At 47.1% G+C, this 14,327-nt stretch carries 14 protein-coding genes and 1 other annotated feature; of the genes, 11 read left to right on the top strand and 3 right to left on the bottom strand.

Going from position 1 to position 14,327, the window contains the following annotated elements:
• Nucleotides 1–97: 97 nt before the first annotated feature.
• A complete protein-coding gene (locus BN162_RS11675; RefSeq protein WP_020225292.1) occupies nucleotides 98–859 on the bottom strand; it encodes a DeoR/GlpR family DNA-binding transcription regulator in 762 nt (253 codons plus the stop codon).
• A gap of 289 nt (nucleotides 860–1,148) precedes the next feature.
• On the opposite strand from BN162_RS11675, the gene BN162_RS11670 reads away from it, so the two are divergent.
• From BN162_RS11670 to BN162_RS11620, 11 genes are all read left to right on the top strand, one after another.
• Nucleotides 1,149–2,096 carry a 1-phosphofructokinase family hexose kinase gene (locus BN162_RS11670; RefSeq protein WP_020225291.1) on the top strand — a complete coding sequence of 316 codons (948 nt, stop codon included), beginning with the start codon at nucleotides 1,149–1,151 and terminating at the stop codon, nucleotides 2,094–2,096.
• 112 nt (nucleotides 2,097–2,208) lie between these two features.
• Nucleotides 2,209–3,075, top strand: coding sequence for an alpha/beta hydrolase (locus BN162_RS11665; RefSeq protein WP_020225290.1), 867 nt, complete (start codon nucleotides 2,209–2,211; stop codon nucleotides 3,073–3,075).
• A 54-nt stretch (nucleotides 3,076–3,129) separates the two neighbouring features.
• A complete protein-coding gene (locus BN162_RS11660; protein WP_040451825.1) occupies nucleotides 3,130–3,636 on the top strand; it encodes a PTS sugar transporter subunit IIB in 507 nt (168 codons plus the stop codon).
• 12 nt (nucleotides 3,637–3,648) lie between these two features.
• Nucleotides 3,649–4,455, top strand: a complete 807-nt coding sequence (locus BN162_RS11655; protein WP_020225288.1) for a PTS mannose/fructose/sorbose/N-acetylgalactosamine transporter subunit IIC — start codon at nucleotides 3,649–3,651, stop codon at nucleotides 4,453–4,455.
• Nucleotides 4,448–5,278: a PTS system mannose/fructose/sorbose family transporter subunit IID gene (locus BN162_RS11650; protein ID WP_020225287.1), complete on the top strand. Its 831-nt coding sequence runs from the start codon at nucleotides 4,448–4,450 to the stop codon at nucleotides 5,276–5,278. Before BN162_RS11655 ends, BN162_RS11650 begins: the two co-directional genes overlap by 8 nt.
• A 36-nt stretch (nucleotides 5,279–5,314) precedes the next feature.
• Nucleotides 5,315–6,238 carry an aldo/keto reductase gene (locus tag BN162_RS11645; protein WP_020225286.1) on the top strand — a complete coding sequence of 308 codons (924 nt, stop codon included), beginning with the start codon at nucleotides 5,315–5,317 and terminating at the stop codon, nucleotides 6,236–6,238.
• Nucleotides 6,239–6,281: 43 nt separating this feature from the next.
• On the top strand, nucleotides 6,282–7,169 hold the full coding sequence (locus tag BN162_RS11640; RefSeq protein WP_020225285.1) for a class II fructose-bisphosphate aldolase: 888 nt from the start codon (nucleotides 6,282–6,284) through the stop codon (nucleotides 7,167–7,169).
• 29 nt (nucleotides 7,170–7,198) lie between these two features.
• Complete coding sequence (locus BN162_RS11635; protein WP_167540021.1) at nucleotides 7,199–8,392, top strand: MFS transporter; 1,194 nt, start codon at nucleotides 7,199–7,201, stop codon at nucleotides 8,390–8,392.
• 3 nt (nucleotides 8,393–8,395) lie between these two features.
• Nucleotides 8,396–8,830 (top strand): PTS sugar transporter subunit IIA, encoded by a 435-nt coding sequence (locus BN162_RS11630; protein WP_020225283.1) that lies wholly within the window; start codon nucleotides 8,396–8,398, stop codon nucleotides 8,828–8,830.
• Between the two features lie 28 nt (nucleotides 8,831–8,858).
• Complete coding sequence (locus tag BN162_RS11625; RefSeq protein ID WP_020225282.1) at nucleotides 8,859–10,070, top strand: alpha/beta hydrolase-fold protein; 1,212 nt, start codon at nucleotides 8,859–8,861, stop codon at nucleotides 10,068–10,070.
• Nucleotides 10,060–11,589, top strand: a complete 1,530-nt coding sequence (locus BN162_RS11620) for a carboxylesterase/lipase family protein (protein WP_020225281.1) — start codon at nucleotides 10,060–10,062, stop codon at nucleotides 11,587–11,589. The genes BN162_RS11625 and BN162_RS11620 overlap by 11 nt, the downstream gene beginning before the upstream one ends.
• Nucleotides 11,590–11,658: 69 nt before the next feature.
• Here the strand turns inward: BN162_RS11620 and brnQ are convergent, their stop codons facing one another.
• Both brnQ and BN162_RS11610 read right to left on the bottom strand, forming a co-directional pair.
• Nucleotides 11,659–12,972, bottom strand: a complete 1,314-nt coding sequence (gene brnQ / locus BN162_RS11615) for a branched-chain amino acid transport system II carrier protein (protein WP_020225280.1) — start codon at nucleotides 12,970–12,972, stop codon at nucleotides 11,659–11,661.
• A gap of 39 nt (nucleotides 12,973–13,011) precedes the next feature.
• Nucleotides 13,012–13,245 (bottom strand) — a binding site (T-box leader).
• 60 nt (nucleotides 13,246–13,305) lie between these two features.
• Nucleotides 13,306–14,175 (bottom strand): carbohydrate kinase family protein, encoded by an 870-nt coding sequence (locus BN162_RS11610; protein ID WP_020225279.1) that lies wholly within the window; start codon nucleotides 14,173–14,175, stop codon nucleotides 13,306–13,308.
• Nucleotides 14,176–14,327: the final 152 nt, after the last annotated feature.

Raw genomic sequence — 14,327 nt, 5'->3', positions numbered from 1 at the left:
AATCGTTTTTTTTTTGTGTTTTGGGACGGGAGAAGGAAGAAAAATGATTGATTCCGCGCAGATCCGTTGCAGCTTTCCAGGATTTTTGTTTCTTTGCTTATCGAAGGGAATTTTTAGGATCGCTGATCGAGATGATTTTGCCGTAGGAGGAATAATCCAGATCTTCTAAAAGACGTTCTGTAATGATCACTGCATCTTCTTTTTCCGCAAACTTAATGTTGCTGATCTGATTGAATTTACTGCTGTCGGCAAGAATATAGGCATTTTCTGTTTTAGAGATAATCATTTTTTTAAGCATGGCTTCAATTTCATTGGTTGTTGAAAATCCGAACAAAGAATGGATCCCATTGCAGCCGAGAAAGGAGATGTTGAAATTCATGTTTGCCATTTTTTCAATCGTATCGTTATCAATAATAATATTTGTGGAAAATTTGACATAACCGCCTAAGGTATAACATCGAATCTGTCTTTCATAGAGCCGGTCTAAGATAGAAAGCGCCTGTGTAACGACGAGAATATTTTTGGCATGGATATAATCAATCATCATTTCTGTTGTCGTGCCGGCATCGATATAAACGATGTCATTATCCTTGATCAATGCGGCGGCATACTTCGCGATCTGGCTTTTTTTTGACATGTTGACCAGATGTTTTGCATTCATCGTTGGTTCGATTTCCATATCTTTATTCATCACCGCACCGCCGTAAAAACGATGGACTAATTTCATGTCTTCCATCTTCTGCAAGTCTCTGCGGATGGTGGCGCAGGAAACATTCAATGCCTCAGCGAGATCTTCAACCAGAACCTCTCGAGTTTGCTGACAAAGCTCATAAATCATCGCAATACGATCTTTTTTCATGTAAATTCCCTCTTCAAGTTAAGGTCATTATAGCAAATAAGGAAGAAAAAAGAAGCGGATAAACAAAAGGAATGTAATAAAAAAAACAGGAAATAAATGGAAGTCTCGATCAACCTGGACGAATAGATAAAAATCAAAATATTCAAAACGCGCAGTAATTTTGCGCGTTTATTCAAAAGGCTTGTAATGATTAATCGATAAATTAGACCAGTTCAGCAATCGTCTGTGATTGGCTTGAGATGCCGATTTGGCCATGGTATAAGTGAATCAGTGAAGGAGCTGCGGAGCAATGATATATACCATAACTTTTAATCCATCGTTAGACTACTTTGTATATCTGGATCAGGAACTGACGGAAGGCAGTATCATCAAAACGAAGAACACGGCAATCCGCGCCGGCGGCAAGGGTGTTAATATTTCGATCGTTTTGTCGCATATGGGGATACAGTCAAAAGCGATTCTGTTCTTGGGCGGCGGCATCGGCGAGCTGATTGACCGGGAGATATCAGAAAAACAGGGAATCGAGGTGATTCCAATCAGAATTGCTGAGGAAAATCGAATTAATGTAAAAATCAAAAATCAAACAGAAACCGCCATCAATGCTCTTGGCCCTCGTGTTTCAGCCGAGCAGCAGGAAGCGCTCCTAGCGGCTCTGAACGGTCTTACAAAAGAAGATTACGTCTTAATCTCCGGCAGTTTCTGTCAGGGAGTAAATGCAGAGCTGGTTGAGCGCATCGCTGAGCGGGTTCATCGAGCAGAAGCAAGATTGATTACCGATATCCCCAATCTGACTCTGGCCCATTATCGAAAAATCAAACCCTATCTGATCAAACCCAACCTGGAAGAATTGGCGATGATCTTCTCAGAAAAGATCGACGAAGTCAATTATCCACGATATGCTCAGGCGCTGATTGAAGCGGGGGTTGAAAATGTCCTGGTATCGCTGGGCAGGGAAGGAGCTTATTTTGCCAGTAAATGTAAGCGCTATCAGCTGTTTGGACCGGATGTTGAAGTCATCAATACTGTTGGCTGCGGCGATTCCATGCTGGCCTGCATGGTCGCTTCGCTTGCATCCCGGCACAGTTTAACGGAGGCTTTAAAATATGGCGAAGCTGCCGGAAGAGCGAAAGCGGCAGCCCGCGGTTTGCCTACCTGCGAGGACGTGGAGAGCTTGGTTGAGAAAGTGACAGTGGTTGAGGTACAGAGAAAGGAGGAACGTGAAAGACTCAATGAATGAATTATCTGAAGGATATTGAGTTCAGAAAGGGGGCGTTATTGAAAGTTTTTAACCGACACGGGTCAGCCATGAAATGACTTAGCCGAAACAAATCACGAAGGAGGGAGAAAATATGACCTTAGTTCATCTCAATGTCAGAAGCTGGTGTTTAAATACAAATACGGACATTGCGATCATCCTGCCCTCGATCAAACAGGGTGAGGATGCAAAAACATTCTATCAATCATCAAAAAAGTATCCGGTTTTATGGCTGCTTCATGGAACCTTAGGCTGTTATAACGATTACCTCAGAAGAACAAACATTGAATTGTATGCAACCGAAAATGATCTGATTGTCGTGATGCCTTCAGCCATGAACAGTAATTATTCCAACTGGAGCCAGGTGATTCCGCCGTTTAATATGTTCGATTACCTGACGGAAGAATTAATGCCGCTGATTTACGGGTGGTTTCCGGCTTCAGACAAACGGGAGGACAACTTCATCTGCGGATTATCAATGGGAGCCCGCGGCGGAGCGAGCAAGTTCGGCTTCAATTATCCGGAAAGGTTTGCGGGCGTAGCGTGTATGTCGGGTGTGCCGTCAGACATTCGTGAAATCTTGAAGAACCCAAATCATCCGATGTATGAAAGAGAGAAAATGACGATTGATCAAGCCGGAGGCTTAGAAAAATTCCTGAATTCTTATGAGAATGTCTGGGATAAAGTTGCCGACGTAGCAAAGCTGGAAAATCCGCCGCGGTTCTATTTCTGCTGCGGAACCCAAGACGGCGTCTATCCCAACTATCTGCATTTTAAAGAATATGCCCAAAGCGTCGGCTTAAAAGCAACCTTTGATGAACGTGAAGGCTATGCCCATGAATGGCGGTTCTGGGAACTAGAAATTCAGGAGATTCTGAAGTTCTTTGGTTTTGACAAGGGAATTGTTCATGGCCAATATGATCCGCGGGAAGAAGTCAAAATGGAAGGACGTTTGATTTAATTCTCAGTTTGAAAATAGAAGATCCGAAAGGGTAGAAAGCGAGGCAAAACAGAAATGATTGTACAACTTAGAATCGATGATCGATTGATCCATGGGCAGGTGGCCTTAGTGTGGTCTAAAGAATTGGGAACTCCCGGCATTCTTGTTGCCAACGATCAGGCCGCAGTCAACAATACCGTTAAAATGACTTTGAAAATGGCTTGTCCTCCTGGAATTAAACTGATTGTAAAGGGTGTTGATGATGCCGTTGGAGTGATTCAGGATCCACGGGCTGAAAAAATGCGGATCTTCGCACTGACGCGAAATGTAAAAGACGCATTGAAGCTGGTTAAAGCCTGCCAGGAGAAGATCTGCGAGGTTAACCTGGCGAATGCCGGAAAATTTGATTCCGACATGGGTGAAAAAATCAATTTCCCAGGGAATCGTGTTTCGCTGACTCCCTCAGAATTGGAAGCAGCCCGGGAATTGGCGGCAATCATGGGCGATAGATTCTTCAGTCAGCTGATTCCAACAACCTCGAAAGTGACGGTTACGGAAATGCTTCAATCATTGAAAAAGTAAAGGAGAGAAAAAATGTCAAATTTAATGATTGCCTGTATGGCAACTCTGGCGTATTTCATTTGTTATGGTGGAAACTGGCTGTTTGGTCAGTGCATGATCGAACGTCCGATCGTCGTCGGTACCATTACCGGCTTGTTTCTGGGAGATTTAACAACCGGAATTATTATCGGCGGTGCTTTAGAAGCGATTTATATGGGAGCTGTCAATATCGGCGGCGCCACTTCTGCCGAACCGGTTTCAGCGACCGTCATGTCGGTCACCTTTGCGATTACCGCAGGTCTAAGCATGGAGGAAGCGATTACGCTGGCTGTCCCGGTCGGTCTGATTTTTAATAGCTTATCGATGGTTTGGATCATGCTGACCAATATTTTTCAGCCGGCATATCAGAAGGTCTGTGACAATGGAGATGGCAAGGGACTGACACGAGTCATTCTGACAAGCTGGTTCACGATCTATTTCACCCGCGCGATCATTATCTTCTGCTGCGTCTATTTAGGCTCGGAAGCAGTTCAGGCGTTTATGAGTCAGCTGCCGGACAGCGTCATTCACGGTTTAGCGGTTGCGGCCGGTATGCTGGGGGCTGTCGGTATGGCTGTGCTGATGAAAATGCTGGTTAGCACCGAGAATATTGGTTGGCTGTTCGTCGGCTTTGTCCTTGCAAAATATCTGAGCTTGCCGGCAATCGTCATCGCGATCATCGCCGTTGTTATTGCCATTACGATTGGTTTAACAGATAAGAAGATTCATGACTTGAAACAGATGATGACCGAAGGGACGCCGATGGCGTTGACAGAAGAGGAGGAATTCTTTAATGAGTAAGTTATTCAACAATATTTCAGATGCCGACAAGAAGATGCTTACGAAGATTTACTGGCGGTCCTTCGCCGTCTTCGCTGGCCCTTGCGGGGCGGCTTACCGTCAGGCTCCAGGCTTTACGATGTCGATCATGCCGGCATTGGAACGGTACTATCCGGAACAGGAAAAACGGGCGGAAGCGATGCAGCGGCATATGACACCGTACAACATTACACAGAATGTCGGAACCTTCGCCATGGGACTGGCCGCTTCAATGGAACATGAGAATGCGGTTCATTATGGTGATTATGATCCAAGTTCGATCGTTTCGATTAAAACCGCTTTAATGGGTCCGCTCTCCGGAATTGGCGATTCCATTTACTGGGGCATCGTCCGATGCATCGCAGCCGGCGTTGGAATCGGCTTTGCGGCATCCGGATCGATTCTGGGACCAATTCTGTTCTTAGTCATCTATAACCTGCCAGGCATGCTGGGCCGTTATTATCTGACATTCCTGGGCTTCTCGATGGGTGAAAACTTCATCACCAAGGCGTATGAATCTGGAATGATCACGATTCTGACGAAGTGCGCGGGGATTATCGGTTTAATGATGGTTGGCTTTATGATCTCATCCAATGTCAGCCTCAGCCTTGCCTTAACCATGCCGGTGTCCGGCGCGGAACCGATTGCCGTGCAGCCGTATTTGGACAGCCTGCTTATGGGCGTGCTGCCGTTATCTCTGACGATGCTTTGCTACTGGGCGCTGAAAAAGAAAATGAATCAGAATACATTGTTATTTGTCGTCCTGGGCATCGGCTTTGTGCTCGGCCTGCTCGGCATTTGTTAAGCCGCAATGCGGACTCAGCATTTGCAGCGGGCCCAAGTGGAAGTGTCTCAGCTGACGCTTGGAACCTGGGCTTTAAGCGGAAGAAATAATTTTGGTCCTGTCGATCGACAGGAAGCGATTCAAGCCATCCGCACGGCGATAGAACTCGGTGTGAATCATATTGATACAGCGCCGGTCTATGGCAATGGATATTCTGAACAGCTGATCGCAGAAGCACTGGAGGGTGGATATCGGGATAAGGTTCTGATATCCACCAAATTCGGTCTTTCTCCTCATGCACTGCAGAAAATGACTCATGATGCCAGCTTTAAAACCGTTATCCGGGAAGTGGAAAGCTCACTCATGAATCTGAAAACGGATGTGATTGATTTTTACTTCATCCACTGGCCGGATCCCCATACTCCGATCGCGGAAACGATGAGTGCTTTGAATTTGCTGAAAAGTCTAGGCAAAATACGCTTCCTCGGCGTCTCCAATTTTACTCAGGAACAAATTGAGGAGGCCGAGAAATATGCCAGGATTGACGTCATGCAGCTGCAATATTCGATGGTTCATCAAAAGCATAAAGCGTTAATCGAATGGGGCAGCCAACGAGGCATTGACACCTTTACCTATGGCTCTTTAGGCGCCGGCATTTTATCCGGAAAATTCAGAACTTTGCCGCCATTGAAGCCAGGCGATACCCGAATTACTTTCTATGATTATTTTAAGGAACCTAAGTTTTCAAAAATTCAAAATGTACTGCAGGTTATGGATGAAATTGCAGCGTGTCATCAGGCATCGGTCAGTCAGGTCGCGATTAACTGGTGTACGCAAAGTCCGGGTGTTTCCACTGCCCTGATCGGCATGTCGAAACCCGCACATGTCCGGCAGAATTGTGATGCATTTGCGTGGCAGCTGAGCGATGATGAAATGACACGTTTGGATGCCGCGATGGAAAGAGAAAAAATTGCAGATTAATTAAGTCAAAACCGGAGGTTTTGGCTGGAAAGGAGTGTGAGTTATGCTTGTAACAATGAAAGAAATTCTGGATCGGGCCAGTGAACAGGGTTATGCCGTAGCAGCTCCCAACGTCGACAATGAACTGAACGCAAGAGCCTGTATTGAAGCCGCTGAGGAAACCCATGCCCCGCTGATTTTGGATGTTGCCTATCGGGCTGTTGCGGATCTGTATTTCTTTGGACAGCAGTTGAGAGTGTTGGCTCAGCAGTCGAATGTACCGATCGCGATTAATTTGGATCACGGCTCGGATTTAAGTCAGATTCAAAAAGCCATTCAGGCTGGTTTTACATCCGTGATGATCGACCGTTCGGCTTGCCCGGAGGCGGTCAATATCCGGGAAGTCAGTGAAATTGTCAAGCTTGCCCATGCCGCAGGCGTTTCCGTGGAGGCGGAATTCGGTCATGTCGGAGATGCGCAGCAAGACATGCAGGAGGCCGAAGCTGGTTTTACCGATCCTGCGCGCGTCAAACAGTATATTGATAAAACGCAGATTGACTGCCTGGCGGTTGCGATCGGGACTGCGCACGGTGCCTATCCATGCAATGTTGTTCCCAAGCTGGATTTAAAGCGCTTAGTTCAAATTAAAGAGGCATCCGGAAACTTTCCGCTGGTGCTGCATGGTTCCTCAGGCTGTGACATCGCGTCTTTGAAAGAAGCCTGCCGCTTAGGAATCAATAAAGTCAATATCAATCATGATTTATGCAAAGCCGCAGCTGAGGCCGTAAAGCAGGAATCGTTTGAAGGGAATCGAGCCTATATGATCTTTCGAACAGCCCAAATGGGACTGAAGCAGAAGCTCATTGAAATGATTCATGTCTATGGTTCTTCGGACAAAGCCTGGGATATTCCATCCCGCGGACTTCCGAAAACACAGCTGCCGCAGAGATGAAAAAAGTGCTGAAAGACAAGGGACAGTCCATGAATAAAGATAAAAATCAACTGTGGACACTGCCGTTTATACTGGTTCTCGCGGTCAATGCGCTGAATGGAATTTCCTCATATATGGTCAATCCATCGATGCCGCAGTTTCTGACGGCAAAAGGAATTCCGTTTGCCTTAACCGGCTTTATATCCAGCCTGCTTTCATGGGTCGCCTTGGGAATGAGACCGTTTTCCGGAGCGATGAGCGATCGGCTGAATAAGAAAAAAATTATGTTTGTCTCGTATTTGGCAACCGCAGTCTGTATGCTTGGTTATGCTTGGGTTCAGAAGATTCCGGCAGTGATTGGCATCCGTGTTTTGCATGGCATGGCCTTCGCGGTCAGCGGGACCATCAGCATGGCGTTTGCGACCTCCTTTGTGCCGGAAAAAAGAATTGCGGAAGGAATCAGTTATATCGGCATTGCAACCCTGTTGGGAACGATGATCGGTCCGCAGCTGGGCAGCACGATCAGTCAGCAGGCGGGAATGGACAAGCTGTTTTTGACCGCAGGTCTGCTTTGTTTAATCTGTCTGCTGATCATTGTTCTGATTCCCTACCCTGTCCAGGTTCCGGATTTTAAATCATCCGGTGCGAAGATCAAGCTGAGTGATTTATTCGCAAAAGAATTGTTGGTCTATGTCTTTCTGATCGGTTTATTCTCCTTTGGCAACGGAATTATTTCGTATTATTTGATTGATTTTGGACAGGTTCGCGGGATCAGCAGCATCGCTTATTTCTTTACTGTTTATTCTGTGGCCATGCTTCTGATGAAACCCTTTGTCGGTAAACTGCAGGATGCCCGCGGAATTCGGGTGATTCTGATTCCGGCCTTTCTAATCTATGCCTTAGGCATGGTGCTCTTGGCCAAGGCATTCAGTTTAACGCCAGTCTTGATCGCCGCGGTGTTCAAGGCCGTGGGTCAGGGCAATGGTTCGCCGGCAATTCAGGCGGAGTCGGTGAAAAAGTTGGGGATCCAGCGCAGCGGAGTGGCCATCTCTACCTGTTTGATCGGCCAGGATCTGGGCAATGCGATCGGCCCGATCTTTGCCAGCTATGTTGTGAATTTCAGTAATTACGGCACAATGTTCATGCTTTATGCAATGATGCTGTTGGCGGGATTGGGTGTTTATTGCCTCTCGCTGAAACGAGAGAATGAGAAGAGGAAAGCGGTATTCGCAAAGGAAGGGTAATCAATGATTGGAATTTTATTAATGAGCCATGGAAAAATGGCGGAAGGCATGCTGGATTCCAGCCAGCTGTTCTTCGGTGAAGAGATAGAGCAGCTCAAGACGCTTTGTTTAGCCAAAGAAGAAACGGTAGAAGGTTTCGATCTTCGGATTCGTCAAACTCTGGCAAGTCTGGATGAAGGTCAAGGCGTGCTTGTTCTATGTGATTTATTGGGTGGAACTCCGGCCAATCGATGCGTGAGTTTGTTGAGTGAGGGTCAGAAGATCCGCGTGATCACCGGAATGAATTTAGGCATGTTGATTGAAATTTTGGGAATTCGGCCCGCGCTGAGCTCTGTTGATCAGCTGGATCTGAATGAATTAGCCGAAGCCGCAAAAGGCGGTATTGTCGATCTCGCGGCCATGATGGAAGATCTGGAATCGAGTTTTCTTCAGGAATAAGGAAAATGGAAAAGAAGGAGGATACACAATGAAGAATAATCAGGCTTTGAATATGACACTGCTTTGCTTTGATCCCATTCATTATCCAAAAAATGAAGGAGTTATGCGCAGAATTCATTACGGTGGTTCAGAAGAAACCTTTCCTGTGGAAAACTGTGCAGTTTATAACGAGGATGGAAGTGTTTCCCTGAAGTATTATAATCCAACAGCGAAGAAGGTAGAATTACGTTACCGTCTGCACAATTATCAGCATTCCAAAAGCGAGTACCGCAAAGATCCTGATTTTTACAGTCGAGATTTTATTGTGGAACCCATGACACTGGAGCCGGATGGATATTGGCATATTACCATTGACCCGGGCGCAGGGTTTCACAGCGTTTATTTTATAGCTGATGGAGTACGGGTCATCAATACACGCGGACCCTATGGTTATGATGGCTTTGATATCCGTAATTTTGTGGATTTGCCGGATGATGAAGACACGCAGCTGCACGATGTGCCGCATGGGGCTATAACCCGGGAGATTTACTGGTCGAAAGAAACTCAGCGGTATCGCGCCTGCTGGGTTTATACACCCGCCTCGTATGCTTTCTCTGACCGCAAATACCCGATATTGTATTTGCAGCATGGTGGTTCACAGGATGAAGTTTGTTGGTTCCAATCCGGTAAGATCGACATGTTGATGGATAATCTGACTGCCCGTAAGGAAGCGGAAGAAATGATTATCGTCTGCAACAATGGTTATGTTTTAAAAGAAACGGAAAATGGGGAAGCACGGGAAGGACGGCTGGATCAGGTTATTATCCAGGACTGCATGCCGTTTATCGAAAAGAAATATCGCGTGATCGCTGACCGCAGAAAACGTGCTGCTGCTGGATTGTCGATGGGCGGCGGACATGTTCGCCGACTGGTTTTCGGTCATCCGGAACTGTTTGCCAACGTTGGCATTTTCTCTTCTGGTGAGTGTTTCCCGATCAAAACGGAAGACATGGACTTCTCAGAACTGTTTTCTGATGCGAAGCGGTTTAATGCAGCCATGGACGTGGTTTATATCACCTGCGGTGAAGCTGATTCCCGTTATGATCAAACCGTCGCTGACCTGAAGCCGCTGCAGGATCAAGGCTTTCATATTCAATTTCAAGGCTATCTGGGACAGCATGAATGGAACGTCTGGCGCTATAGTGCAAAAGACTATGTTAAAAAGTTGTTTCATGATGAGGTGAAAAACGATGAATTTTGAACATGGAAGAAAGACGACAGTCAAAACAGAGAAAGGCTGGATCCGCGGCTTCCGTTATCGGGATGTCTATCATTTCTACGGTGTTGAATACGCCCAGGCTCAGCGCTTTATGCCGCCGGAAGAAATTCCTGCCTGGGAAGGTGTGAAAGAAGCGGTCAATTATGGTTTTACCTGTTATCCTTTTCGCCCGGATCGGATCGGAAATAACCTGAAAAATCCGCATCGATTTTGGCCGCAGTCGGAAAATTGTCAGAATTTGAATGTCTGGACGAAGTCCATAGAAAAAGGTGTGAAAAAACCGGTTGTCGTTTGGTTTCACGGCGGTGGATTTTATTATGGTTCAGCCTTGGAACAAACTGCTTACGACGGCTTTAATTTATGTGCGTTCGGCGATGTTGTCGTTGTCACGGTGAACCATCGTATTAATGTGCTGGGTTATCTGGATCTGGCGCCGTTTTCGAATCGGTATTCACATTCGGCCAATGCCGGAAATCTGGATTTGATTGCCGCGTTGAAATGGGTTCACCGCAATATTGAAAATTTTGGCGGAGATCCGGATCAGGTCACGATTTTCGGCCAGTCCGGCGGCGGAGTAAAGGTGATATCGGTCATGAATATGCCGGATTCAGCCGGATTATATTGCCGGGCGATGATTATGAGCGGGACAATGGGAAAACATCTGAGCGATGCCGGCCGGGATATGACGCAAAATGTTAAACGAATGCTGAAAATCCTAAATATAGAAGAACAGGAGATCGAAAAATTAGAAGAAGTGAGTCATCGTGAGCTAGCGGAGGCCTATCTGAAAGCCCATCACGAATTAGGCGGCAAAGGACTGCCGTATATCGGACCGATTAAAAATCAGGATTATTTGGGTGATCCTGTGGTTTATGGTTTTTCAAAACAAGCTAAGAAAACACCGATGATTGTCGGATCTGTCTTCGCTGAGTTCTTTACTTTGCCGGCTTCGATTCAGCGGTATGCCTTGACCGATGAAGAAATGCGGGCGGAAGTGGAAGCAGAATTCGGCAGCGCGAAAAAAGATCGGCTGATTGATCTATTTCAACAGGCTTTCCCAGAGAAAAAAATCATTGATTTGTTAACGTATGACTGCGGAGCTGCCAGAGGTGCAGCCAAGGAGTTCATCCAAGCCAGAATTAAGGCAGGCTGTGCCGAAACCTATAACTATTTCTTTACTCCCGTTTTCGGGATCAATGAAGGACAAACCGCACTGCATAGTTCGGATATCCCCTTCATCTTTCACAATACCGATAAGGTGCCTTCATCGGATTTAGGTTCAGCTACAACGCTGCTGGAAAATGAGATGTCAGGCCGATTCATTGCTTTTGCCAAAACCGGAAAGCCGCAGCTGGAAAAGGGTATCGAGTGGCCGGCTTGTACCGCAGAAAAGGAAGCGACCATGGTCTTTGATTGTTCGACGGCAGTGAAATATGATTTTGATACAGAGCTGCTGGAAGAAATGCGCAAGCTTAAAACTTTTTCATTTGAATTGTCATGATTGGAGAAACGCAAAATATAGGTGTAAAAAAGGATTGATCAAGCGACCAATCCTTTTCTCATGCAGCAATCAGCGCGGCTTTCGCTGCGGCCGTCTGCCCATGAATAAAGCGAGGATGAACATCACCAGGGCGATTGTAATCCAGCCTAACGACTGTGAAGCCAGCGGCAGAGCATTGAGCAGGCTGGATAAGCCGGGAATTCTAAAACCCATGCTGTCCAGCTGGGAAAGAACACTGACAATGCCGGTGCTGAAAATCGTCAGCGGATAGACAAGCCGATTGGCTTTATACAGCGGATCGCCCAGCCCCAGCAAAATCAAAACTAACGCCATCGGATAAAGCATGCTCAATACCGGAACCGAAATGGACAGAATCGTTGAAAGTCCGAAGTTGGAAACAGCCAGCGCAAACAGCGTCAGAAACAGCAGCCATTTGGAATAGTTGATCTTCGGCGTCAGCGAAGAGAAAAATTCGCTGCAGCTGGTCAGAAGCCCCACGCAGGTCGTCATGCAGGCTAGTAAGAAGATGAAGGCCATGACCCAGCGCCCGCTCTCGCCAAACAGCAGGGTGACGGCCAGCGTTAAGGTCTGCGCGCCGTTAGCCCCGATCGGCATTGAGGATAACGAAGTTCCTAACAAGGTCAGCATGATATAAATCACAGCCAGAATGATTCCTGCCAGACAGCCGGCTTTCATACTGGTGGACATAACTTCCTGATCATCCGTAATTCCTAACGCTCGGATATTCAAAGAAACAACGATACCGAAATTCAGCGCTGCCAGCGCATCCATCGTCAGATAACCTTCAAGAAATCCCTGGATCAGCGGTGCTGAGGCATAGGCCGGCTGCGGCAGGGCCGCCTCACCGAGGGGATGAAGCATAGCCGCGGCGAAGACCGCCAGGATCAGAAGCAGAAGCACTGGGGTTAAAATTTTGCCTAAATGATCGACAAGCTTGCTTGGATTGCGCGACAAGAGCCAGGCGATCAGAAAAAAGCCAGCGGTGAACAACAACAGGGAAAGCTGCACGGAGGCGCCGTCAGGAAGCAGCGGCAAAATCGCCATTTCAAACGGCAGCGTTGCCGTGCGCGGTGTAGCCAGCAAAGGACCGATGGACAAATAGATCAAAACCGCGAAGAATAGACCAAATTTCGCATGAACCTTCTGCGCCAGTACGTCCAATCCGTTAAACCGGGAAACCACGGCGATCCCCAGGACTGGAAATCCCACCGCGGTGATCAGAAAGCCAATCAGCGCCGGCAGACTCTGCACCCCGGCATTCTGGCCAAGAAAAGGTGGGAAAATCAGATTGCCGGCCCCGAAAAACATCGAAAACAACGTCAGGCTCAACAGGATTAAATTCTTTTTGGAACATTTTTTCATAAAGCTCTCCTTTCTTCGATTGCACAAAAAAACCGTCGCACAAAGGACGGTTTGACCGCGGTACCACCTTGATTCCGGAATGTTTCCGGCACTCTTCCCATCCAACAATGGGCTGTGTCTTTAACGGGATCAGCGTCCGGCGCTTCCTACTGTCAGTTCAGAAGGCTTCTTCAAGAGGACTTCGGCTGGAATTCTGCCTGCCGGCTTGCACCTGGTCCGGCTCTCTGCAAGGTTCAGAAATTTCCGTCTACTTATTCTTGTCATCGAATCTATACCCTGATTGTATTCGAAAATGAATAAATGTCAATTCTTTTATGAAAGCGCGTCCAATTTTTACTGCGATTGTGATGAATTAGGAGTTTTCAGCTGACAAAGCTTTTCACTGAGTGCCGCTGGTTCCTGTAAGACAATGGCGGCGGCAGCCAAGGCCGGATGAAGACAATGCTCGATCGGCTTATCCTGACTTAAGCCCAGAAGCAGGCCGCTTAAAAACGCATCTCCGCAGCCTAACGGATAAGCTCCGTCCTGCAGCGCAGGGTAAGGGCGAATCCCCTCCATCGTGACCAACAAGGCTCCGTCTTTATCTAAGGTAATGATGATCCAGCTGACGCCTTTTTTTAACAAGGCTTTGGCCGCCTGAGCCATCGGCACAGCACCGGCATAAGCGTTCATTTCATCCCGGTTCACAACGATGCCTTCCCATTTTTCAAGCGTAGCTTCCGGCGGAATCTGACCGCTGAAAATCCACCGTGTCTGCAAAGTTTTGGACAAAAGTGTTTTCAAAAAAGCCGGATCGGTTTGATCGGTAATTCCCCAGGCACATTCGCTGATGACGCAGTAGGGCAGATCTTCCGCTTCGCCCTGAAACAGAAATTCCGGCTGGATTGAGGAAAAGTAAAGTCCCTTTTCCGAGTCGGATGCCGAGATGAACACCGGCGTGTTCTGATTGACAACCGGGCCGTAAACAAAGCAGGTTTTTTTCTGCAGCTCGTTAATGATGGCCAGTCCGGTATCATCCCGTCCGAACTTGCTGATAAAATGCGTTTCCAAGCCTAAACAGCCGCAGTTATAGGCCACATTATGCATGGATCCGCCAAAGCTGCGGACAATCTGCGCTTTGTTGCAGCGCTCCATTTCCATGGCCTGGCGGCAGAGGACAACCAGATCCATCATGGAAGTTCCGATCACGGCAATTCCGTTCATCACACTCACATCCTTTTCCTTCATGATAACAGAAATAACTGTGAAAGAAAACTGTCAATCCTTGCGGGAATTGCTCAGAATCTGATGGAAAAAGAGAATTCTAAATCTGAATCGAAATTGAGTTGTAAGCGGAGGCAATCCGAAAGCAGTTT

The sequence above is a fragment of the Holdemania massiliensis AP2 genome (assembly GCF_000327285.1).
Taxonomy (GTDB): Bacteria; Bacillota_I; Bacilli_A; order Erysipelotrichales; family Erysipelotrichaceae; genus Holdemania; species Holdemania massiliensis.
This window is presented reverse-complemented; position numbering and strand designations above follow the sequence as displayed.

Excerpts from the sequence above, each read along its gene's own strand:
- BN162_RS11675 (WP_020225292.1), bottom strand. The coding sequence starts at position 859 with ATGAAAAAAGATCGTATTGCGATGATTTATGAGCTTTGTCAGCAAACT.
- BN162_RS11670 (WP_020225291.1), top strand. The coding sequence starts at position 1,149 with ATGATATATACCATAACTTTTAATCCATCGTTAGACTACTTTGTATAT.
- BN162_RS11665 (WP_020225290.1), top strand. The coding sequence starts at position 2,209 with ATGACCTTAGTTCATCTCAATGTCAGAAGCTGGTGTTTAAATACAAAT.
- BN162_RS11660 (WP_040451825.1), top strand. The coding sequence starts at position 3,130 with ATGATTGTACAACTTAGAATCGATGATCGATTGATCCATGGGCAGGTG.
- BN162_RS11655 (WP_020225288.1), top strand. The coding sequence starts at position 3,649 with ATGTCAAATTTAATGATTGCCTGTATGGCAACTCTGGCGTATTTCATT.
- BN162_RS11650 (WP_020225287.1), top strand. The coding sequence starts at position 4,448 with ATGAGTAAGTTATTCAACAATATTTCAGATGCCGACAAGAAGATGCTT.
- BN162_RS11640 (WP_020225285.1), top strand. The coding sequence starts at position 6,282 with ATGCTTGTAACAATGAAAGAAATTCTGGATCGGGCCAGTGAACAGGGT.
- BN162_RS11635 (WP_167540021.1), top strand. The coding sequence starts at position 7,199 with ATGAATAAAGATAAAAATCAACTGTGGACACTGCCGTTTATACTGGTT.
- BN162_RS11630 (WP_020225283.1), top strand. The coding sequence starts at position 8,396 with ATGATTGGAATTTTATTAATGAGCCATGGAAAAATGGCGGAAGGCATG.
- BN162_RS11625 (WP_020225282.1), top strand. The coding sequence starts at position 8,859 with ATGAAGAATAATCAGGCTTTGAATATGACACTGCTTTGCTTTGATCCC.
- BN162_RS11620 (WP_020225281.1), top strand. The coding sequence starts at position 10,060 with ATGAATTTTGAACATGGAAGAAAGACGACAGTCAAAACAGAGAAAGGC.
- brnQ (WP_020225280.1), bottom strand. The coding sequence starts at position 12,972 with ATGAAAAAATGTTCCAAAAAGAATTTAATCCTGTTGAGCCTGACGTTG.
- BN162_RS11610 (WP_020225279.1), bottom strand. The coding sequence starts at position 14,175 with ATGAACGGAATTGCCGTGATCGGAACTTCCATGATGGATCTGGTTGTC.